17 protein-coding genes are annotated in these 21420 nt (G+C 60.3%); 13 read left to right on the top strand and 4 right to left on the bottom strand.

Annotation, left to right across the window (positions count from 1 at the left end):
• Positions 1–6: 6 nt before the first annotated feature.
• Positions 7–525 carry an SgcJ/EcaC family oxidoreductase gene (locus AC3ZU9_RS00320; RefSeq protein ID WP_490090110.1) on the bottom strand — a complete coding sequence of 173 codons (519 nt, stop codon included), beginning with the start codon at positions 523–525 and terminating at the stop codon, positions 7–9.
• A 170-nt stretch (positions 526–695) separates the two neighbouring features.
• Between AC3ZU9_RS00320 and AC3ZU9_RS00315 the strand changes: the two genes are divergently transcribed.
• From AC3ZU9_RS00315 to AC3ZU9_RS00300, 4 genes are read left to right on the top strand one after another with little or no spacing between them, the layout of a single operon-like run.
• Positions 696–1880, top strand: coding sequence for a sensor histidine kinase (locus AC3ZU9_RS00315; protein ID WP_490090109.1), 1185 nt, complete (start codon positions 696–698; stop codon positions 1878–1880).
• Positions 1877–2530: a response regulator gene (locus AC3ZU9_RS00310; RefSeq protein WP_046034215.1), complete on the top strand. Its 654-nt coding sequence runs from the start codon at positions 1877–1879 to the stop codon at positions 2528–2530. Before AC3ZU9_RS00315 ends, AC3ZU9_RS00310 begins: the two co-directional genes overlap by 4 nt.
• Entirely contained in the window at positions 2527–4842 is a 2316-nt protein-coding gene (locus AC3ZU9_RS00305; protein ID WP_102060449.1) for an ATP-binding protein, read from the top strand. Before AC3ZU9_RS00310 ends, AC3ZU9_RS00305 begins: the two co-directional genes overlap by 4 nt.
• Complete coding sequence (locus tag AC3ZU9_RS00300; protein ID WP_490090108.1) at positions 4839–5348, top strand: response regulator; 510 nt, start codon at positions 4839–4841, stop codon at positions 5346–5348. Before AC3ZU9_RS00305 ends, AC3ZU9_RS00300 begins: the two co-directional genes overlap by 4 nt.
• 9 nt (positions 5349–5357) lie before the next feature.
• Here the strand turns inward: AC3ZU9_RS00300 and AC3ZU9_RS00295 are convergent, their stop codons facing one another.
• Positions 5358–6326 carry an ABC transporter substrate-binding protein gene (locus tag AC3ZU9_RS00295; RefSeq protein ID WP_122811524.1) on the bottom strand — a complete coding sequence of 323 codons (969 nt, stop codon included), beginning with the start codon at positions 6324–6326 and terminating at the stop codon, positions 5358–5360.
• Between the two features lie 79 nt (positions 6327–6405).
• Positions 6406–7221, bottom strand: coding sequence for a phytanoyl-CoA dioxygenase family protein (locus AC3ZU9_RS00290; protein WP_012724115.1), 816 nt, complete (start codon positions 7219–7221; stop codon positions 6406–6408).
• Between the two features lie 106 nt (positions 7222–7327).
• Between AC3ZU9_RS00290 and AC3ZU9_RS00285 the strand changes: the two genes are divergently transcribed.
• The 6 genes from AC3ZU9_RS00285 (at position 7328) to AC3ZU9_RS00260 (ending at position 16553) form a co-directional block, all read left to right on the top strand.
• Entirely contained in the window at positions 7328–8242 is a 915-nt protein-coding gene (locus AC3ZU9_RS00285) for a LysR family transcriptional regulator (RefSeq protein WP_012724114.1), read from the top strand.
• Between the two features lie 98 nt (positions 8243–8340).
• Positions 8341–8868, top strand: a complete 528-nt coding sequence (locus tag AC3ZU9_RS00280) for a sterol desaturase family protein (protein WP_490090107.1) — start codon at positions 8341–8343, stop codon at positions 8866–8868.
• Positions 8869–9079: 211 nt separating this feature from the next.
• Positions 9080–10321, top strand: coding sequence for a multidrug efflux RND transporter periplasmic adaptor subunit MexE (gene mexE / locus AC3ZU9_RS00275; RefSeq protein ID WP_012724112.1), 1242 nt, complete (start codon positions 9080–9082; stop codon positions 10319–10321).
• A 15-nt stretch (positions 10322–10336) separates the two neighbouring features.
• The gene (locus tag AC3ZU9_RS00270; RefSeq protein WP_490090106.1) at positions 10337–13516 is read left to right on the top strand and encodes an efflux RND transporter permease subunit; all 3180 of its coding nucleotides are present in this window, start codon (positions 10337–10339) and stop codon (positions 13514–13516) included.
• On the top strand, positions 13513–14928 hold the full coding sequence (locus tag AC3ZU9_RS00265) for an efflux transporter outer membrane subunit (protein WP_093544612.1): 1416 nt from the start codon (positions 13513–13515) through the stop codon (positions 14926–14928). Before AC3ZU9_RS00270 ends, AC3ZU9_RS00265 begins: the two co-directional genes overlap by 4 nt.
• A 470-nt stretch (positions 14929–15398) precedes the next feature.
• The gene (locus AC3ZU9_RS00260; RefSeq protein WP_490090105.1) at positions 15399–16553 is read left to right on the top strand and encodes an MFS transporter; all 1155 of its coding nucleotides are present in this window, start codon (positions 15399–15401) and stop codon (positions 16551–16553) included.
• Between the two features lie 139 nt (positions 16554–16692).
• On the opposite strand, the gene AC3ZU9_RS00255 is transcribed toward AC3ZU9_RS00260, so the two are convergent.
• Positions 16693–17709 (bottom strand): AraC family transcriptional regulator, encoded by a 1017-nt coding sequence (locus tag AC3ZU9_RS00255; protein ID WP_102060444.1) that lies wholly within the window; start codon positions 17707–17709, stop codon positions 16693–16695.
• A gap of 130 nt (positions 17710–17839) precedes the next feature.
• On the opposite strand from AC3ZU9_RS00255, the gene AC3ZU9_RS00250 reads away from it, so the two are divergent.
• The 3 genes from AC3ZU9_RS00250 to efeO all read left to right on the top strand — a co-directional run bounded on the left by AC3ZU9_RS00250 (position 17840) and on the right by efeO (position 21407).
• Positions 17840–19234 carry a J domain-containing protein gene (locus tag AC3ZU9_RS00250; RefSeq protein ID WP_490090104.1) on the top strand — a complete coding sequence of 465 codons (1395 nt, stop codon included), beginning with the start codon at positions 17840–17842 and terminating at the stop codon, positions 19232–19234.
• A gap of 114 nt (positions 19235–19348) precedes the next feature.
• Positions 19349–20194, top strand: a complete 846-nt coding sequence (efeU, locus tag AC3ZU9_RS00245) for an iron uptake transporter permease EfeU (protein ID WP_012724102.1) — start codon at positions 19349–19351, stop codon at positions 20192–20194.
• A gap of 10 nt (positions 20195–20204) precedes the next feature.
• On the top strand, positions 20205–21407 hold the full coding sequence (efeO, locus tag AC3ZU9_RS00240; RefSeq protein WP_093544622.1) for an iron uptake system protein EfeO: 1203 nt from the start codon (positions 20205–20207) through the stop codon (positions 21405–21407).
• Positions 21408–21420: the final 13 nt, after the last annotated feature.

The raw sequence follows: 21420 nt of genomic DNA, 5'->3' as shown, positions 1-21420 counted from the left end.
CTGCGGTTACTGCTTGGCGTGTTTCGCCTGAACCTCGGGCATCGCCGAGGAGTGGTGGTTGAGGATTTTCCACTGGCCGCCGACCTGCTCATAGACAAAGGTGTAGCGGGCCTGCACATGACGCACCTTGCCGTTCTTCTCGGTCAGGGTGAAGGTGTAGACCCCGCTGTCCATCGCCACGTTACTGCCCAGTTGGCGGATTTCACGGTAATTGATCTGGCCTATCGGCTTGAGGGTCATGAAGTGATCAAAGTAATCCGTGATCTGCTCCGGGGTGGTACGGACCTGGTTGGACACGGTCGGCTGCAGCACCGCGCCCGGTGCATACAAGTCGACCACCGACTTGACGTTACCGGTCTGCAGTGCGCTGTTCCAACGGTCAAACAACCCGGCAATCTCGCGGTCTTGCGCATTGGCAGGCGCCTGGGCCACGTCGCGGTAGACGTAGGGAGCGGTCTGGGCCGCCTGCACAAAGGGGGCGCTCAAGGCAAAAATCACGGCGATCGACACGGCTTTAACGTTCATTGGGATGCTCCTGTTGTGAGTGAGCCCACTTTGCCAATCGCCTGCCCGGCCGACATCGGCCAACCGGAGCCATTTGCCTATGCCATTTGGCAGATGGCGCCCAACCCGCTCGCCAAGGTTTAATAGCCTCCCTCGCGCCTGCGAGCCTGTGTCGACAGCGGAGCCCAAGCATGCAAAACACACCACACGATCCCGGGAGTGCCTTGGCTATCCGCGCGCATTATCGACAATCCGAAAGTCGTACCGCGCGGTTGCGGTTGCTGGTCGATACCGGGCAGGCGCTACCCCAACTGGCGCCGGAGGCCATGCGTGAGCGCGTGCTGTCGCGGGCATGCGCGTTCCTGGCGATGGACCATGGGTTGATTCAGGAGTGGGATGCCGAGGGCGGCATCACGGTTACCGCGCGTCACGGCAGCCAGGATCGCCTCAGCAGCCTTGCCGCCGTCGCTGACCGGCGCCTGCGCAATCCCTGCTGGCTGGAGCTGCCGGGCAGTGCCCTGCCCAGTGTGTTGCAGGTGCCGTTGCGCGGTGGCGACGGCGATGCCTTGGGCGTGCTGGTGCTGGGCAATAGCGTCAGCCTGCGCGCGCCCGACCACGAAGACAGTGAATCACTGCAATTGCTCGCCACGCTGCTGGCCGCGCACCTGCAGAACGATCGGCTGCTGACCACCCTCAAGGCGCGGGACAGGACGCTGTCCGATCTGGTCAACCGGCTGCTGCACGCCCAGGAAGACGAGCGCAAACGCGTGGCCTACGACTTGCACGACGGCCTGGCGCAAACCCTCGCGGGGTTGCATCAACGCCTGCAAGGGTTTGCCGGGCGCTGCCCGACGCTGCCAGGCACCTTGAACGCGGACCTGCAGGCGATTCTGACCCTGGCCCAGCATTCGGTGGGTGAAGGCCGGCAACTGATCGCCGGCCTGCGCCCGACTGTGCTGGACGATTTCGGATTATTCAAGGCGCTCGACAAAGAGGCTGACCGCCTGCGCGAAGCCGGCGTCAGCGTGCAATGGTCCACCGGCTACGCGGAGCGCTTGCCCAGCCAGGTGGAAATCGCCCTGTTCAGGATCGGCCAGGAAGCCATCAATAACGTGCTCAAGCATGCGCAGGCTGGCCATGTGCAACTGGCCCTGGCACTGCACGACGGCCAGGTTTCGCTGCGCATAGACGACAACGGCAAAGGCTTTGACCCCGGCCAACCGCTCGAGGCCCAGGATGCGCAGCACCTGGGCCTCGCCACCATGCACGAGCGCGCCAGCCTGCTGGGCGGGCAGTTCATCTGCACCAGCGCCCCCGGTGGCGGCACTCAACTGCACGCTCGCGTGCCTGCCCCTCTGAATGGAATGCCGCAATGAGCCGACTCTTGCGCCTGGTGCTGGCGGACGACCATGAAGTTACACGCACCGGTTTTGTCGCACTGCTGGCGGGTCATCCGCAGTTCGAAGTCGTCGGCCAGGCCCGCGATGGACAGCAAGCGGTGGAGCTGTGTGAACAACTGCTGCCGGATATCGTCATCCTCGACATTCGGATGCCGGTGCTCAATGGACTGGGCGCGGCGCGCCTGCTGCAACAGCGCCTGCCGGCCATCAAGGTGGTAATTTTCACCATGGACGACAGCCCCGACCATCTGGAAGCCGCGATGAACGCCGGGGCCGTGGGGTACCTGCTCAAAGACGCCAGCCGCGACGAGGTGATCGAGGCGTTGCAACGAGTCGCCGCCGGTGAAGAAGCGCTCAACACGGCGGTGAGCGCGCGGTTGTTGCGACGCATGACCGAACGCAACGCCGCCGGCAGCGTACCCACCGAGCACCTGACCCCACGGGAGCGCCAGGTGCTCGGGCTGGTGGCGAACGGCATGAGCAACCGGCAAATCGGTGAGCACCTGGGGATTACCACCGGCACCGCCAAGGCCCATGTTGAACGGGTCATCGGCAAGCTCGGTGCCGCCGATCGAACCCAGGCGGCTGTGCGCGGCATCGCACTGGGCCTGGTGACACAGTCATGAAAAGACGGTGGGCCGACCTGCCCCTGCGGGGCAAGGCGCTGGTGGTGATTTCCCTGCCGCTGGTGGTGCTGCTGCTGTCGCTGGTGCTGATCTACACCACCGAGCGGCAGACCGCACGCGCCGAAGAAGACGTGCGTCGGGTATTGCGCGTGCAAAGCGATATCCGCGCCGTACACACGCTGTTGGCCGAGGCGGCTGCCAGCGTGCGTGGCTACCTGCTGACGCGTCGCGAGGACTTCCTGCCAGGCTACCTGAACGCCAAGCCACAGATTGCAGCGGCCCTGCAGCGGCTCGACGGCAATGTGCGCGATCAGCGCGTGCGCGAACAACTCGTCGCCATCAGGCCGCTGATCAACAGCAAAGTCGAGGGGCTGGAAGACATGCTCAGCGACCCGACGACCAGCACCGCCACGATGACCGAGATCCTGGTCAGCAACAAACACATCCTCGACGCCCTGCGCCAACACATCGCCAACATGCTCATGCTGGAGGACTCGTTGCTGGCCGAGCGCACCGCCGCTGCGGCCGAGACGCGCCAGCGGTTATTACTGTCCACGTGGCTGGCGGCGATCTGCGGGTTGTTTGGGGCTATTGTCGCGGTGCTGTTCTTGTCCAAGGGCATTGTGGCGCGTGTGCAGAATGTGCAAGGCAACGCACAACGCCTGGCCCTCGGCCAACCGCTGTTGCCACAACCGCCGGAGCATGACGAGATTGGCCAGTTGGGCACGCGGCTGGTGGAGGCCGGCTTGCTGCTGGCGGAACGCGAACGCGCGCTGCGCGAGAACGAAGAACGTTTACGGCTGATCATCGACGGGGTGAAGGACTACGGGATTTTCGCCCTCGACACGGCGGGCCACGTCACCAGCTGGAACGCCGGGGCCGAGCGGATCAAGGGCTACACCGAGCAGGAAATCATCGGCCAGCATTTCTCGGTGTTCTACCTGCCACAGGAATGCCCGCAACACCCGGCCATGGCCCTGGATGAGGCCACCCGCCACGGGCATTACATGGAAGAAGGCTGGCGCCTGCGCCAGGACGGCACGCGTTTTTGGGCCAGCGTGGTGATCACGGCACAGTTCGACGCGACCGGGGCTTTGCGCGGTTTTTCGAAGATCACCCGCGACATCACCGACCGCCGCGCGGCGGAGATGGCGCTGGGTAACGCCCGTGAGGAGGCCGAGCGCGCCAGCCGGGCCAAGAGCGAGTTTTTGTCGCGCATGAGCCACGAGCTGCGCACCCCGCTCAACTCGATCCTGGGCTTTGCGCAACTGCTCGACATGGACTCGGCCGCAGGGCAAAAAGCGCACGTCGGGCATATCCTGCGGGCCGGCCAACACCTGCTGACGCTGATCAACGAAGTGTTGGACATTGCCAAGATCGAGGCCGGACGTCTGCCGTTGAACATCGAGCCGATCCGGTTGGCGGGCGCACTGCAAGAAGCCCTGGCGCTGGTGTCTCCCATGGCTGCCGACGCCGGTATCCAGTTGCAGCCGCTGCCTGCGCTGGCGGCGGATATCGGCATTGCGGCCGACCCTCAACGCTTGACCCAGGTGCTGCTGAACTTGCTGTCCAATGCGATCAAATACAACCAGCCTCAGGGCCAGGTGAGCATTGAGGTCAAGGTCGAAGGGCCGCGCATCGGCGTGGCGGTGTGCGATACCGGCAAAGGCATCCCGGCGGACAAGCTCGGGCAGTTGTTCAAACCGTTCGAGCGCCTGGGCGCCGACCCGAATGTGGAAGGCAGCGGCCTGGGCCTGGCGCTGAGTAAAAGCCTGCTGGAAAAGATGGATGGCCAACTGAGCGTGCACACCCAACAGGGCATCGGTTCACGCTTCACGCTGGAGTTGCCGTTCGTGAGTGTGCAGGCATCCAATGGCCTGCCCGCCGCCGTCGCCGACACGGTGTCGATACGCCCTGCCCCCGTCGCCCCCGCCACCCAAGGCAAGGTGCTGTATATCGAAGACAACCTCTCCAGCCTCGCGCTGATCGAGACGTTGCTGCACCGCAGGCCGGGGATAAAACTGCTGTCCAGCATGCAAGGCCAACTCGGCCTGGACCTGGCCGCGCAGCATGCGCCCCGGTTGATTCTGCTGGACGTGTCACTGCCGGACATCGACGGCTTGGCCGTGCTGCAGCGGTTGCGCCGCTCCGCGATCACCCAGGACACACCGGTGCTGATGCTAACCGCCGATGCCAGCGACCTCACCCGCCAAGCCTTGCACGCAGCCGGCGCGACGGCCATTCTGCACAAGCCGATCAACGTGCCGGCCTTTTTAGCCCACCTCGACCAGTACTTTCCGGAGCCCGCGTGAACCTTGACCTGCGCATCCTGATCATCGACGACCAACGCCCGAACCTTGAGCTGGTGGAACAATTGCTGGCACGTGAAGGGCTGACCAACGTACTGAGCAGCACCGAGCCATTGCGCACCCTGGAGCTGTTCAACAGCTTCGAACCGGACCTGGTCATTCTTGACCTGCACATGCCCGAGCTCGACGGTTTTGCGGTGCTGGAGCAACTCAACCGACGCATTCCCAACGGTGAATACCTGCCGATCCTGGTGCTGACCGCCGACGCCACCCGCGACACCCGCCTGCGCGCCCTGGCACTCGGTGCCAGGGACTTCATCAGCAAACCCTTGGATGCGTTGGAAACCATGCTGCGGGTATGGAACCTGCTGGAAACCCGCGTGCTGTACAAAACCTTGCGCACGCGGGTGCCGGCGGACCAGATCGAGTTGTTGCAACGACGCGGCACTATGACCGCGCCCAGCACTCTTGAGGCAGGGCCGGGTTCACCGGCGATACGACGTTGTTAATCCGACCGGCTACAGCGTAGCGTCGATCTTTTTGGCTGCCGCCTCACTCACCCAGCCGTGCCAGATTTCCGGGTGTTGCTGGAGGAACAGCTTTGCCAGCTTGGGAGAGTCGATGTGCTCCCTGGTCATCCGTGCCAAGTTCTGGTTGAGCAGGTCAATCGGCAAATTGACCTTTTCCAGCACCGCGACCAGTTCAGGTGCTTGCTCATGGAAAGCTTTGGATAAACCCACCTGAATGCTGATCTTCTTATCCACCCCCGGTTTCTCCTCCAGCTTGATCAGGTCGACTTGCCCCATCAACGGCGTAGGCGTCCAGTAATAGAACAGGATCGGCTCACCCCGCTTGTAACTCGACAGCACCGCCGCATCCAAAGCCGGGCCGGTACCCGGTCGAAAGTTGGTATAGCGCGATTCCAGGCCATAGCTTTTGAGCATTTCGCTGTTCTCCAGCTCGCACGTCCATCCCGCCGGACAATTGTAGAAACGGCCTTTGCCGGGCTCTTCCGGGTCCTTGAACAGCTCGGCGTACTGCGCCAGATCGGCAATCGTCTTGAGCGCTGGCGCCTTGGCTTTCAGCGCGCGCTTGGCATCCCCTTCCACCACGTAGCGGGGCACGTACCACCCTTCGGTCGCGCCAAGGATGGGTGCGCCCACCCCCACGACCTTGCCGCTGGCGGCGGCCTTGTTCCAGACCTCGCTGCGCCCCACCCACTCTTCGGACAGCACCTGAATGTCATTACTGCTCAACGCGCTCTCCATGGTGATGGAGTTCCCAGGCAAGGTATCGACCGTACAGCCATAGCCCTCCTTGAGCAGGGTTTGCAGCACGTCAGTCAGCAACATGGCGCTCTCCCAATTCAATCCGGCGAACTTCACCGGTTTGCCCGAATCGCACCAACCGGCAGCCTGGGTCGCTGCGCTGCCCGCAAACAGCCCAAGCGAGAGCAGGCCAGCCATCACGTTTCTATTCAGCTTCATCATCGGTGCACCTATGCAGTGAAAGGGTCAGATCAGGGAGGGGCAGATGGCAGCGAAATACGCTCTGAAAAGTTATGTGTCAGCCAGCTTTATGTAGTGTAGGAAACCAATCTTCACGCAGCCGCTGGCCTGTTTGCATGGCGTGCCCCGGGTACGGTGGAGAGGTGCGACCAGGGCGTTCGAGGTAGCGAACGTCATCACCTACCCAGCGCAGCGACAGTACCCGGCGACGCTGTGCGGAACCATTGCCCCTGGCGCCATGCACCGTTCGAAAATCAAACAGCACCGCATCACCGGGTTGCATTTCCCATTCCAGTACCGGCATACCCTCCTCCGCATCCGGATCCGGTGCATCTCGATAGTCGTCGGCCCCTTGGTAAAAGTCGCTTTGATCGGCCCAGCGCACCGGCCTTATCCCTTGCTCCCAACGATGGGAGCCGGGCAACAGCCGCAGGGTTGACTCACGTACCGGGTCCACCGGAATCCAGAAACTCACGGACTGGCTGCCCTCAAGAAAGTAATACGGAATGTCCTGATGCCAGGGTGTGGCTTTTTGCGCACCGGGCTCTTTGACCAGGACATGGTCATGGAAGAACTGCGCGGTGCGCGACTGCATTACCTGCGCGGCGATGGACGCTGCCGGCGACTGTTCGATGATTGCGCGAAACTCAGGAATACGCTGCCAGTTGCAGTAGTCATCGAAAAAACCGCCGGACGAGTCGTCACCTTGCTCGACGTAGCGGCTGGCGTACCCGCCAGGCTCAGCGAGGTTGCGCTCGATGCCTGCCGCAATGTGTGCGATCCAGTCGCTGAAGACGCCTCTCAGGCACACCGCGCCATCACGCTGGAAGGCGTCGATGTCTTTTGGGTCGACGGTGTATGAACGGTGGGTCATGGCCTGAAACTCCCAATAACAAGATGAAGGGTGTGCAGGCCCAATATTCCATGCCGCTCAAATAAGATAAAATAACAACTCTTGATTTATCACCCAAGAAAAACCAATGAACTTCACCTTGCGTCAATTGCGCTACGCACTGGCTGCGGCCAAGCACGGCAACCTCACCCTGGCTGCCGAGGAACTGCACGTTTCCCAACCGTCGATATCCACCGCGATCACTGAGCTTGAAGGCCTTTACGGCCAACCGCTATTTGTGCGCCAACGCGGTCTGGGTGTGTCGTTGACGCCGTTTGGTCGAACGGTGATGGCGCAGGCAAAACGCGTACTCGCTGAAGCGCGAACGTTTGCAGATATAGGCAGCGAACCCGACGATTTTGCCGGAGACCTTGTACTGGGTTGCTATGCCGATATTGCCCCCTACTGCCTGCCCCAGATTCTCAGGCGCTTGCAGCAGGTGTCGCCCCGCATCAGCGTGGATATGCGTGAAGGCGGGTTTGAATATTTGGGAAAACGCCTCGGTGAAGGCACGCTGGAGCTTGCATTGACCTACGACCTGGGCTTGCCGGTCAACACGGAGCGCGTCGAACTGTGCCAATTGACTGCCCACGCCTTGCTGGCGGCAGATCACCCCTTGGCGCAGGAAACACGCGTTGATATGGCCGCACTCAGTGCATGCAACCTGGTGGTGATGGATCAGATCCACAGCTGGCAGCACATTCTGGATTTGTTCAACAGCTTTGGCCTGACACCGGGAAGCGTCCAACCCACCCACAGCTTTGAATTCCAGCGCAGCCTGGTTGCCAACGGCTTTGGCGTGGCACTCACCTACACCCGCCCTTTCGGCGATCACAGCTACGATGGCCAGCCTTTGGTGTGTCGACCCATCAAACAGCAGTTGCCCACGCAACGCATCGTGCTGGCCTACGACCGGCGCTACCCGTTGACGCCGCCCGCCGACGCGTTCAAGGCTCAGGCGTTGGCCTGGTTCTCGCAGCGACAACCGTTCGCAATCTTCTGAATCTGTGACACAACCCTCATGGCGCGGTTGCCTGCGGCGGCGCCGCACCTGAGAATCCCCACCCCCCCTCCATTGCGCACTACAGGGATATTCCGCACATGGCCGCTTCAAATAAATGGCTGATGTCATCGCTCGCGTATTACCTCGATTTTTTCACCGCTCCTCTCTTCGTTATCCTCGCTATTTACTTGGCGCCCTTCGATCCCGCACTGGCCATCGCCGGCCTGCTGGCCTGGAGCCTGGTGGAATACTCGGCACACCGTTTTCTGTTCCATTCACTGTATCGCCGCGAACATTGGACCCACCATATCGACGTACTCGCCTACATCGGTGTGTCGAGCTGGAAAACCAGCTCAACCTTTGCCGCGCTGTTGCTGGTTGCCTGGTACAGCGGCCTGAGCTCGGCCTTTATCGGCGTGGTAGCGGGTTACTTTTATTACATCTCGGTGCACTACGTGATGCACCGCCCCGCGCATTGGGCTTACCGTTTTATGCCGACGCTGGTGGCCAATCATGACCTGCACCATCGCCAAGGTGTGGAGAAGAACTTCGGGGTGTCGTCGCCGCTGTGGGACCATGTGTTTGGCACCTACGTTCGCGCTGAACCCCTCACCCATTACGATTAAGCGTTCAGGCTGACGGGACCTGTTGCGCACACCGCAACAGTCTTTTGTCATCATTCCTATTGATAGCCCCCTAACGAAACCCCCATGCTAGAGGGCTAACACCTCGCTTATATCATTCCGAATGATAGTTACCTTTGCTTCATTCGATTCGTGACATACCCCCTCGCCGCGCATGATCCGCCCATCTCAAATACATTGGCGGATACACCTCATGGAACAGTCACTCAAACATTTGCGCTTCCCCCTGGCGATTTTGGCCGTGGTGGTGATGAGCGCGTGCGGCAAGACCCCGGACCAAGCGGCCGCCATGCCAGCGGCCAAAGTCAGCGTGGCCAAGGTGCTGGAACAACCGGTCAACGAGTGGGATGAATTCACCGGTCGCCTGGAAGCGCCCGAAACCGTACAGATTCGTCCACGGGTCTCTGGCCAGATTGACCAAGTCGCTTTCACTGAAGGCGCTTTGGTCAAGAAAGGCGACCTGCTGTTCCAGATCGACCCACGCCCGTTCCAGGCCGAAGTGCGTCGCCTTGAAGCCCAGTTGCAACAAACCCGCGCCGCTGCCACCCGTAGCGACAACGAAGCGCAACGTGGCGAACGCCTGCGCCAGAGCAATGCGATCTCCGCCGAACTGGCCGACTCGCGCACCACCTCCGCCCAGGAAGCCCGCGCCGCCGTCGCCGGGATCCAGGCGCAATTGGACCTGGCCAAGCTGAACCTGAGCTTTACCCGCGTGACGTCGCCGATCAGCGGCCGCGTCAGCCGTGCCGAAATCACCGCCGGCAACCTGGTGACCGCCGATGTCACGGCGCTGACCAGCGTGGTCTCCACCGACAAGGTCTACGCCTATTTCGACGCCGATGAGCGCGTCTTCCTCAAGTACACCGAACTGGCCCGCCAAGGCCGTCGTGGTGCGACCACCCCGGTGTACCTGGGCCTGTCCAACGAAACCGGCAACCCGCACCTGGGCCAGATGAACTTCGTCGACAACCAGGTCAACCCGGCCACCGGCACCATCCGCGGTCGCGCCGTGTTCGATAACAGCAAAGGCGAATACACCCCTGGCCTTTACGCCCGCTTGAAGCTGGTCGGCAGCGGCACCTACTCCGCCGTGTTGATCAACGACGAAGCGGTCGGCACCGACCTGGGCAAGAAGTTCGTGCTGGTGATGGAAGGCGACAAGCCGGCTTATCGCTCGGTGGAGCTGGGGCCGAAGATCGAAGGTTTGCGCATCGTGCGCAGCGGCTTGAACAAAGACGACACCATTATCGTCAAGGGCCTGCAGCGCGTGCGCCCTGGCTCGCCGGTCGCCCCGGAAACCATTCCGATGGCCAGCAAGGAAACCCTCGCCGCCTTGGCCCAACAACGACAAGCGCTTGAAGCCAGCAACCTGGAACAAGTGGCGCCGGAAAAAACCGCGCCCAAACTGGCCAGCGCTGCGACTCCACGCGGTTAAGGGATACGACTCAAGATGAATTTTTCCAAGTTCTTCATTTCGCGGCCGATCTTCGCAGCGGTGCTCTCGCTGTTGATCCTGATCGCCGGTGCGATCTCGCTGTTCCAATTGCCGATCAGCGAATACCCGGAAGTGGTGCCGCCGACGGTGGTGGTACGCGCCAACTTCCCGGGCGCCAACCCCAAGGTCATCGGTGAAACCGTGGCCGCGCCGCTGGAGCAGGCGATCACCGGCGTCGAGAACATGCTGTACATGTCCTCGCAGTCGACCGCCGACGGCAAGCTGACGCTGACCATCACCTTCGCCCTGGGCACCGACCTGGACAACGCGCAGGTGCAAGTGCAAAACCGCGTGACACGGACTCAGCCGAAATTGCCTGAAGAAGTGACGCGCATCGGTATCACCGTGGACAAGGCCTCCCCCGACCTGACCATGGTGGTGCACTTGACCTCCCCGGATCAGCGCTACGACATGCTGTACCTGTCCAACTACGCCTTGCTCAACGTCAAGGATGAGCTGGCGCGGCTGGGCGGTGTGGGTGATGTGCAGCTGTTCGGCATGGGCGACTACTCCCTGCGTGTCTGGCTGGACCCGAACAAGACCGCTTCGCGCAACCTCACTGCCTCCGATGTGGTGACCGCGATCCGTGAGCAGAACCGTCAAGTGGCCGCGGGTGCGCTGGGTGCACAACCTGCGCCGACTGCCACCGCGTTCCAGTTATCCGTGAACACCCAAGGTCGCTTGGTGACCGAGGAAGAGTTCGAGAACATCGTGATTCGTTCAGGCGCTAACGGTGAAATCACCCGCCTCAAAGACATCGCGCGGATCGAGCTGGGTTCCAGCCAATACGCCCTGCGTTCGTTGCTCAACAACCAGCCGGCCGTGGCGATCCCGATCTTCCAGCGCCCAGGCTCCAACGCCATCGAGATTTCCAACGAAGTCCGCGGCAAGATGGATGAGCTGAAAAAGAGCTTCCCGCAAGGGATGGACTACAGCATCGTCTATGACCCGACCATCTTTGTGCGTGGTTCCATCGAAGCGGTGGTGCACACCCTGTTCGAGGCGCTGATTCTCGTTGTCTTGGTAGTGATCCTGTTCCTGCAGACCTGGCGCGCCTCGATCATTCCGTTGGTAGCGGTGCCGGTATCCTTGATCGGTACGTTTGCGGTGATGCACCTGTTTGGCTTCTCGCTCAACGCGTTGTCATTGTTCGGACTGGTATTGGCCATCGGTATCGTGGTGGACGATGCCATCGTGGTGGTGGAGAACGTCGAGCGCAACATCGAGCTGGGCCTGGAACCGTTTGCGGCGACTGAAAAAGCCATGAGCGAAGTGACCGGTCCGATTGTGGCAACTGCGTTGGTGCTGTGTGCGGTGTTCATTCCGGCGGCCTTTATCAGCGGCTTGACCGGGCAGTTCTATAAGCAGTTCGCCTTGACCATTGCGATCTCGACGGTGATTTCGGCCTTCAACTCGCTGACCTTGTCCCCGGCCCTGGCCGCCGTGTTGCTGCGCAGCCATGACGCGCCAAAGGATCGCTTCTCCAAGGTTCTCGACAAGCTCTTCGGCGGATGGTTGTTCAAACCCTTCAACCGCTTCTTTGACAAAGCCAGCCACGGCTATGTCGGCACCGTACGCCGTGTGATTCGCGGCAGTGGTATCGCGCTGTTCCTGTACGCCGGGTTGATGGTGCTGACCTGGTTTGGTTTCGCACATACCCCGACCGGTTTCGTGCCGGCCCAGGACAAGCAATACCTGGTGGCCTTCGCCCAGTTACCGGACGCCGCCAGCCTGGACCGCACCGAAGACGTGATCAAGCGTATGTCCGACATCGCACTGAAACAGCCGGGCGTGGAAGCCGCCGTGGCCTTCCCAGGCCTGTCGATCAACGGTTTCACCAACAGCCCGAACAGCGGCATCGTGTTCGTGACCTTGAAGCCGTTCGACGAGCGTAAAGACCCGAGCATGTCCGCCGGTGCGATTGCCGACGCGTTGAACGGCAAATACAGCGACATCCAGGAAGCCTACATGGCGATCTTCCCACCGCCGCCGGTTCAGGGCCTGGGGACGATCGGCGGCTTCCGCCTGCAGATCGAAGACCGTGGCAACCTGGGTTATGACGAGCTGTACAAAGAAGTGCAGAACATCATCACCAAGAGCCGCACCACGCCGGAGCTGTTCGGCCTGTTCACCAGCTACACGGTCAACGTGCCCCAGGTCGATGCCGCCATCGACCGTGAAAAGGCCAAGACCCACGGCGTGGCGATCAGCGACGTCTTCGACACCCTGCAGATCTACCTGGGTTCGTTGTATGCCAACGACTTCAACCGCTTCGGTCGGACCTACCAAGTCAACGTGCAGGCTGAGCAACAGTTCCGCCTGGATGAAGACCAGATCGGCCAACTGAAAGTGCGCAACAACAAAGGCGAGATGATCCCGCTGGCGACCTTTATCAAGGTCAGCGACACCTCGGGCCCGGACCGCGTGATGCACTACAACGGCTTTATCACCGCTGAAATCAACGGCAACGCGGCACCGGGCTACAGCTCCGGCCAGGCCCAGGCGGCGATTGAAAAACTGTTGAAAGAGGAACTGCCCAACGGCATGACCTACGAGTGGACCGACCTGACCTATCAGCAAATCCTCTCGGGCAACACCGCACTGTTCGTGTTCCCACTCTGCGTACTGCTGGCGTTCCTGGTACTGGCGGCCCAATACGAAAGCTGGAGCCTGCCGTTGGCGGTGATCCTGATCGTACCGATGACGCTGCTGTCGGCGATTACCGGGGTGATCATCTCGGGCGGCGACAACAACATCTTTACCCAGATCGGCTTGATCGTACTGGTGGGCCTGGCGTGTAAGAACGCGATTCTGATCGTCGAGTTCGCCAAGGATAAACAGGCAGAAGGCCTCGACCCGCTCGCCGCGGTGCTGGAAGCCTGCCGTTTGCGTCTGCGGCCGATCCTGATGACCTCGTTCGCCTTCATCATGGGTGTGGTGCCACTGGTGTTGTCCAGCGGTGCCGGTGCCGAGATGCGTCATGCCATGGGCGTGGCGGTGTTCTCCGGGATGATCGGTGTGACCTTCTTCGGTCTGTTGCTGACGCCAGTGTTCTACGTACTGATCCGTCGCTATGTGGAGCGCAGCGAAGCGCGCAAAGCGGCCAAGGCCTTGAAGCTGGAGACACAGCAATGAGTGTGAAAGTCTTTCTGCCGAGCTTGCTGGTACTGGCGCTGAGCGCCTGTGCCGTAGGCCCGGACTACAAAACCCAGACCCCGGAGGCGGCCAATATCACGGCCGCTGCCGATGCCAAGCAGTACGATCACGCCAAGTTCGAAGGCATCTGGTGGCAGCAGTTCGAGGACCCGACGCTCAACCAGTTGGTCACGCAGTCGCTGCAAGGCAACCGTGATCTGCGCGTCGCCTTTGCCCGCCTGCGGGCCGCACGGGCGATCCGCGATGACGCCAGCAATGACGCCATGCCGACCATCACCAGCCGGGCCAGCAGTGATCAGGGCAAAGGCCAGATTCCGGGCCAGACCACTCGCCGCGTGAAGACCGAGCGTTACGACCTCGGGCTGGACATGGCCTGGGAACTCGACCTGTTCGGCCGCATCCAGCGCAACCTGGAAGCCACCGACGCCGACCAGCAGGCCGCCGAGGCTGACTTGTACCAGCTGCAAGTCACCCTGATCGCCGAACTGGTGGACGCCTACGGTCAACTGCGTGGCGCGCAACTGCGTGAACGCATTGCCCTGGACAACCTGAAGAACCAGCAGGAATCGCGCACCATCACCGTCAGCCTGCGCGATGCCGGTGTGGGCGACCAACTCGACGTGGAGCGTGCCGACGCACGCCTCGCGGCGGTTGAAGCCAGCGTGCCGCAACTGCAGGCCGAACAAGTGCGCGAGCGTAACCGCATCGCCACCCTCCTCGGCCAGCGACCCGACAAGCTCACCGTAGACCTGGGCCCAAAAGACCTGCCGGCGATTGCTAAGGCGCTACCGATCGGCGACCCGGGGCAACTGCTGCAACGTCGCCCGGACATTCTCAGCGCCGAACGCAAACTGGCTGCCGCCACCGCGCGTATCGGCGTGGCCAAGGCCGACCTGTTCCCACGCGTCAGCCTCAGCGGCTTCCTCGGCTTTACCGCCGGGCGCGGCTCGCAGATCGGCTCATCCGCCGCGAATGCCTGGGCCCTGGGACCGAGCATCACCTGGGCCGCGTTTGACCTGGGCAGCGTGCGCGCCCGCTTGCGCGGCGCCGATGCCGAGGCCGATGGCGCCCTGGCAAGCTACGAGCAGCAAGTGTTGCTGGCGCTGGAAGAATCCGAGAACGCCTTCAGCGACTACGGCAAGCGTCAACAACGCCTGGTCTCGCTGATCCGCCAAAGCGAATCCAGCCGCGCTGCCGCCGACCTGGCCGCGATCCGCTACCGCGAAGGCACAGTGGACTTCCTGGTATTGCTCGACGCGCAACGTGAGCGTTTGGCAGCCGAGGACTCCCAGGCCCAGGCCGAAGTGGACCTGTATCGCGGGATTGTGGCGATCTACAAGGCGCTGGGGGGTGGGTGGAAGCCGGATACGGTGGTCGCTACCGCCAAGTGATGTAAAGAGCTCCTTTGGTTGGTCGCATCCAGCCAATTTTTAGCCCCGTGATCCATTTGGTCACGGGGTTTTTTTTGTTTGGAACGTCCTAAAATATGGAAGGTTACTTCCGTAAGACAAACCAGAAGTCCCAAGTAAGTAATTTCCTAATACCGCACTGCGCCTTGCGGAGAGAGTGAAGTATTTTCTATCGATGGAACCACTTCTCCTATTGGAGACGCACCGACACATAGAATTACAAAGTGCACATTTGCTTAAGACTGACAACATGGTCTTTAATCAAGGTGCGCTGATTAGTTTAGGAGTCGAGAACGCATCTTTAAACTTAAACTTCAAGTCTTTCGAGCTTACAAAAAAACAGGTATTCAAACAATAAAATGGGGATTTCAAACATACTAAAAAACAAGAACGATAACTTATACCACTCCTTATCAATACTCATGAATCTTGATGTTCAAAGGAGTTTATTTGTGCTTTACCTGCTGCAGCTTGGTATCACACAAGGAGAGATAGGTATTCTTCAATCTTTTCTATTCTTTTCTTCAGTAGCGTTAGAGATCCCGTCTGGTTTACTCGCCGATCGATACGGCCGCAAATTTTCTCTTATCATTAGCTTTTTAGGATTATTTATAAGCGGCATTGGGTTTTTATTATTTTCCGCTTTCACTCCTTTCGCAATTATATTTTGCTTATTCGGCGCCAGTATCGCTATGGGCTCCGGGTCAGACAGAGCACTATTGTATGACAACTTACTAGCTGATCGTCGAGCGGAAGACTACCCTAAAATAATATCGCGGGCGCGTGCCATTGGCGCGATTTCGTTAGGTTTATCTATGCTTCTTGGTGGCGTATTGCAAGATACTTTTGACTGGAATAGCGTATATATATTTTTTGCGCTATCCAAGCTTATCGGAGCTTTTGCTGTAACACTCATCCCAGAAATAAAACTCCCGCACACGTCACTTAACCCGATCAAACAATCAGGTATAAACCATAAAAAAACAGAGGGGATTTTTACTCTACTCATTAATTTTTTCCGCTCTAAAAAAGGTGCCTTCCTTATACCTTTATTTATTGGATATTCTTTATTTGAGCTTTCAACAATTCCTTTGTTCATCTACGGCCAGCCATTTTTCTCCCTGCAGGGTTTAGACGTGCCTATGATCGCTGGTATTTATGCTACGGTTGAAGCTATATCAGCATTAATGTTCATGGTTGCTGGTTACGTTTGTTCCAGGCTCTCTCTCGGCACAATTGCTCTCACTACGACCTGCGCCGTCACCTTTCTTCTTTTTGTTTTATCTTTAAATATCGGAGTAATCACTTCAATTGCAACCTTTCTTCTAATAATGTCGCTCCCTGCCATATATGAAACCGCATATGAAACCTATATTCACGATAATATTGAGTCACGTATCCGAGCGTCTTGTCTCTCAGTTGCAAATCTAGTTAACTCAGTCATCATCGGTATCTCCTACACTGTTTTCGGAGGACTATTAGATAGGTATGGCTTCTCGGTGACTTTGATCATAGTTGCAGCCACCTGTTTTGTTGGCTTGTTTGGTGTTAGCACAACATTGCTCTTAGGTGGCAAAAAAAACGATTTAACAAGACAAGAAGCCTGAATATGGATTTTGGAAATCCATCCGCAGCTTGGCGGTCTTGGTCGAATTGGACATCAAATTTGCCGTGTTCGACCTTGTGATGTTTTTTCTGAACCGCGACCGCATGAAGGGAGTAGAGCCTTATCTGCGCGCTAATGCTTTATGTAGCATCATTCAATATCAAACTCCGATAATGCCCAGGATTCGACCCACTCCACTTACGAAACGCCTTATAAAACGAGCTCGTATCAGCAAACCCCAACCGCTCCGCAATCTCGGCAAAACTGATCTGCGGCTCTGCCAGCCACACAATCGCCAGCTCTTTGCGCACACTGTCCTTGAGCCCCTGATACGTCTGCCCTTCTTCCGCCAGACGGCGGCGCAGGGTGGAGGCAGAGATGCACAGGCTGGCGGCGAGGCCTTCGGTTTCCGGCCAGGTGTCCGGGGGCAGTTGGCGCAGGTCGTGCTTGATGCGGGTGGCGAGGCTGTCGGGGTCGCGGTATTTGACTAGGATGTTGGCGGGCGCGTGGGCCAGGAAGCGTTTGAGTTCTTCAGCGGTTCGCTTGATCGGCAGGTCCAGGCAGTCGGCGGAGAAGATCATGCGGGTACGCGGCCGATCGAAACGCAGGTTGTCGGAGAACATGACTTGGTAGTCGTCGCAGAAATCCGGTTTCGCACAACGCAGTTCAATCGCCAGGATCGGAATTCGCCGTCCCGCCAGCCAACAGGCGACGCCGTGCACGATCATCCAGTAGGTAAAGTAAGTGAAGGCACGGTTAGGTTCAGACTCGGGTTCGAGCAACACAATCTCCGCCAGACTTTGTTGACGCACCAGTTCGGCGGGCAGGCGTTCGAGCATCAACGACAGAAACCCCAGGCCGGTTTCCAGGCCAGTGGCCAAGGTCGGCTGCGCCATCGCCGCATGGCAGAGGAACGCCAAGCTGCCGGACTTGAGCTTGCGTGGGTCCATGCCGAAAAACTCATCATCCAGGCGCCGTGCCAGCAGGCGCCACAGGCGTGCATAGGTCGTGGCCGAGACCCGCGCGCCGGGCTCGGCCAACCGTTGCGGTTCGATCCCGGCTTTAAGCAGCACTTCGGCAGTGGCCGCCCCAGGGGCGCAGCTTTGCAACAAGGCTTCGCGCACGAGGTGGAGGGAGATGGTGTCTTTTTCCGACATTGGCGCGGTCCGTGCCCTGGGTGGCGTGAAATGCCGCCATCTTAGGCAGTCACGCGACAAAAGAGTAGGCGCCGCGCAACCGGTCTCGGGTATTCTGCGCCGGGATTTTTACTGACAGGAAGTTGCAACGATGAGTTGTTGGGAAGTACTTGGGCTACCGCATGACGCTGACACCCGCACAATCAAGCGTCAGTACGCCGTCTTGCTCAAGCAGCATCGTCCGGATGAGGACCCCAGCGGCTTCCAGCGCTTGCGCGAGGCTTATGAGCATGCCCTGGCGTGGAGTCATCTCGAGGCGCCCGCTGAAACACCAAAGCCGGTGCCCGTCGACAGCGTGCAACCTGCCCCGGCCGAACCGGACACGCGTGTCGAACAGGCCCGAGCCTTGGTGGCCCAGGCCACTCCCAGTAATCTGCGTCACCTCTATCAGCAAGCCAAGGACAGTGAGTGCGCCGACGCCTTTGAGGCCCTGCTGTTGCAGCGCTGCCTGACGTCGACAGCCCCCGCCATCAGCGAGTGGGCCGTCACCCACCTGCATTGGCTGACCCCCTGGTTACGCGAAGCCCCCGCACGCTTGCCCGCATACCGCCTTGATGCGCTGCTGGAACAGATGTTTGCGCACGTCGAACAGCGGTTGGTCGGGCTGCTCGATCAACAACAGGTCGAAGCCTTCAAGGCCGCATTGAGCGAACTGAACCACACTGAATGGCTCAAGCCGCTGCCTCGCCACGCGCGGATCAACGACCTGCTGGCCCGTGCCCTACTGGCGAGCCGATGCTGGTCCGAGGACCTGTTCGACACCTTGTGCGCCCAGCAAGCCTGGTCCGATAAGGACTTGGAAAACCCCTGCCCCGAGCCTGAATGGTCGCAGCTCCAGGCGCGCAATGCGCTGGAGCGTTTCAAGGCGCATACACTCGCGCAGGCCAGCCTGGACTCGCGCGATGCGGAGTGTCGCGCAGCCAAATTGCTGTTTGGCGACATGCCACTGGCGCAACGGCAACGTTTCGCCCGGCGCTTTGGCGAGTCCGACTGGAACGCCTGCCGTACGCTCAGCGAAACCATCCTCAGCCAGTACCCGTCACTCTGCGCCCTGATGCCCGGCGGCGATCCGTATTTCTGGCGCGACTGGGAACGTGCCACCCGACCGTGGCCGATGTTCGTAGCTTTACTGGGCATGGCCGCCGGCTGGACGATCCACGACCAACAGGTGACCGACCATACCCTGATGGAAACCCTCGGAATGGCGCCAACCTGGGCCTTCCTGATTGCCATTCCAGCGTTGTTGATCCTGGCGATCTGGCGTCCCGCCACCGATGGCTACGGTGAAATCGACGACGGACTCTCGCCGCTGTCGCGCTGGCTGAGCTTTCGCCGACCCTCGCCCTTGTTCATCCGCGAGATTTTGCCGTGCTGGCTGTTGGGTGCGTTGATCTGGATCATCCTTGGCCTTTACGCCTTTATCGGCTACGTGGCGACGCTGCAGGGCCTGGGTGTCGCACAGCGGTTGTTCGGCAGGCGTGGCTGACACGCGCTCAACAGCTGTTCAGCCACGGTTCAGCAAATGTCAAGATTGCCTGTTTAGTAATGAGTATCATTATGTTACAACTTAGCCTCCTATCTAGTTGTGACGCGGTGCCGAATGCTCGTTCCTTTTCTCATCATGCTGCGCGAAGGCATTGAAGCCGCATTGATTGTTGGCATTATCGCCAGTTACCTGCAGCAGACCGGCCGGGGCCAGTGGATGCCCGCCGTGTGGATCGGCGTGTTTCTCGCCGCTGCGCTGGCCCTGCTGGTCGGTGGCGGCCTGGAGCTGGTCAGCGCCGAATTCCCGCAAAAGCAGCAGGAGCTGTTCGAAGGCATCGTCGGCCTGGTCGCCGTGGGCATCCTCAGTTCCATGGTGTTCTGGATGCGCAAAGTGGCGCGCTCCATCAAGCACTCGCTGCACGAATCCCTTGATCACGCGCTGGCCGGCTCCAAGCATCAAGTCACCGCCCTGATTCTCATGGTGTTTTTCGCCGTGGCCCGTGAAGGCCTGGAAACCGTGTTCTTCCTGCTGGCGGTGTTCCAGCAGAGCGAAGGCCCAGGCGCACCGATTGGCGCCCTGCTCGGCCTGATCCTGGCGATCATCGTGGGTTTCCTGATCTACACCGGCAGCATGCGCCTGAACCTCGGTGCGTTTTTCCGCTGGACCGGCCTGTTTATCCTGGTGGTGGCCGCCGGCATCCTCGCCAATTCAGTGCAAGCGCTGCACGAAGCCGGCGTGTGGAATCACCTGCAGACCGTGCTGTTCGACTTCAGCGCCGCGCTGCCAATGGACAGCCCGCTGGGCTCGGTACTTGCCGGCATGTTCGGCTATCAGGAAGCCCCCACCATCAGCACCCTCGGCGCCTACCTGATTTACCTGGTGGTGGCCCTGGTGATGTTCTTCCTGCCCGCCGCGCCGTCCAAGCCTGCCGCCGCGCCCTCTTCCGTTTCCAGCCAGTAAGGACCGTCCCTTGTCCAACCCAACTCCTCAACCGGCTTCGCCACCCCGCGCCCTGCGCTGGGCCGTGGCGGGCTCGGTGGTCGTGATGATCGCCGCCGGTGGCTTGTTCTATTACGCCTCGCAGTTGGCGGCCAGCAAGCGCCAGACCAACCACAATGAAATTGCCGTGACCATTCATGGCCACGCCTGTGAGCCGAATGAACTGACGGTACCGGCCGGCCGCGCCAGCTTCCGCATCATCAACCGCTCCGACCGTGCGGTGGAATGGGAAATCCTCGACGGCGTGCTGGTGGTCGAAGAACGGGAAAACATTGCCCCCGGCCTCAGCCAGGTGATCAACGCCAACCTGTTGCCCGGCGACTATGCAATCACCTGCGGCCTGCTGAGCAATCCACGTGGCACCTTGCACGTGACGCCCACCGCCGAGTCCGACGCACAGGCCAAGGCCAAGCCGTCGATGGTGGCGTTTATTGGCCCGCTGTCGGAGTTCCGCGTGTACTTGAGCAGCCAGGGCAGCGCGCTGATCAAGGCGGTGACCGCCTTGCAGCAAGCCATCGACAGCGGCGACCTCGCCCAGGCTCAAGCGCTTTATGTTCCCGCCCGTGAGGCCTACCAGCGACTGGCCCCGGCGTCTCAACGCCTGGCGGAACTGGACAATGCGATCAACGCCCGCGCCGACTACTTTGAAAAACGCGAACAGGACCCGGCCTTCAGTGGCTTCCACCGCGTGGAGTACAGCCTGTTCCAGCAACGCAGCCTCGACGGCCTGGCGCCGATTGCACAGCGCCTGGTAACCGACGTCACCACCCTCAAGCAACAACTGCTCGCCCAGTCGCTGCCGCCGGAGCAACTGGTGAGCATCGTGGTACGCAACCTCAACAGCCTGGCCGATGTACGTGCTATCAGCGGTGAAGAGGAGCGCTACAGCCACGTCGACCTGAATGGCTTCGCCGCCAACCTGGAGGCCGCCCACAAGGTCGTCGAGTTGATGCGACCGCTGCTGAGTAAATCTGCCGCCGACCTGTTGCCCAAGGTCGACAGCGCCCTCGCCGCCTTCGATGCCGAACTCCAGGGTTTCAAGGTCGACAAGGGCTATGCCACCTACGACAGCATTACCGCCGATCAGCGCAAGCAGATCGCCGACAAGGCCAAGGCTCTGGCCGTTGCACTCGATGGAATCGACCCCGCCCTTGGCCTTTCCGGCCTGCAGTGAAGACGACCGCATA

It is taken from the genome of Pseudomonas sp. A39, from assembly GCF_058145955.1.
The sequence above is the reverse complement of the archived record's forward strand: the minus strand, read 5'-3'. Positions and strand labels throughout refer to the sequence as shown.

Coding starts and splice junctions, on each gene's coding strand:
- AC3ZU9_RS00320 (WP_490090110.1), bottom strand. CDS start 525: ATGAACGTTAAAGCCGTGTCGATCGCCGTGATTTTTGCCTTGAGCGCC.
- AC3ZU9_RS00315 (WP_490090109.1), top strand. CDS start 696: ATGCAAAACACACCACACGATCCCGGGAGTGCCTTGGCTATCCGCGCG.
- AC3ZU9_RS00310 (WP_046034215.1), top strand. CDS start 1,877: ATGAGCCGACTCTTGCGCCTGGTGCTGGCGGACGACCATGAAGTTACA.
- AC3ZU9_RS00305 (WP_102060449.1), top strand. CDS start 2,527: ATGAAAAGACGGTGGGCCGACCTGCCCCTGCGGGGCAAGGCGCTGGTG.
- AC3ZU9_RS00295 (WP_122811524.1), bottom strand. CDS start 6,326: ATGAAGCTGAATAGAAACGTGATGGCTGGCCTGCTCTCGCTTGGGCTG.
- AC3ZU9_RS00290 (WP_012724115.1), bottom strand. CDS start 7,221: ATGACCCACCGTTCATACACCGTCGACCCAAAAGACATCGACGCCTTC.
- AC3ZU9_RS00285 (WP_012724114.1), top strand. CDS start 7,328: ATGAACTTCACCTTGCGTCAATTGCGCTACGCACTGGCTGCGGCCAAG.
- AC3ZU9_RS00280 (WP_490090107.1), top strand. CDS start 8,341: ATGGCCGCTTCAAATAAATGGCTGATGTCATCGCTCGCGTATTACCTC.
- mexE (WP_012724112.1), top strand. CDS start 9,080: ATGGAACAGTCACTCAAACATTTGCGCTTCCCCCTGGCGATTTTGGCC.
- AC3ZU9_RS00270 (WP_490090106.1), top strand. CDS start 10,337: ATGAATTTTTCCAAGTTCTTCATTTCGCGGCCGATCTTCGCAGCGGTG.
- AC3ZU9_RS00265 (WP_093544612.1), top strand. CDS start 13,513: ATGAGTGTGAAAGTCTTTCTGCCGAGCTTGCTGGTACTGGCGCTGAGC.
- AC3ZU9_RS00255 (WP_102060444.1), bottom strand. CDS start 17,709: ATGTCGGAAAAAGACACCATCTCCCTCCACCTCGTGCGCGAAGCCTTG.
- AC3ZU9_RS00250 (WP_490090104.1), top strand. CDS start 17,840: ATGAGTTGTTGGGAAGTACTTGGGCTACCGCATGACGCTGACACCCGC.
- efeU (WP_012724102.1), top strand. CDS start 19,349: ATGCTCGTTCCTTTTCTCATCATGCTGCGCGAAGGCATTGAAGCCGCA.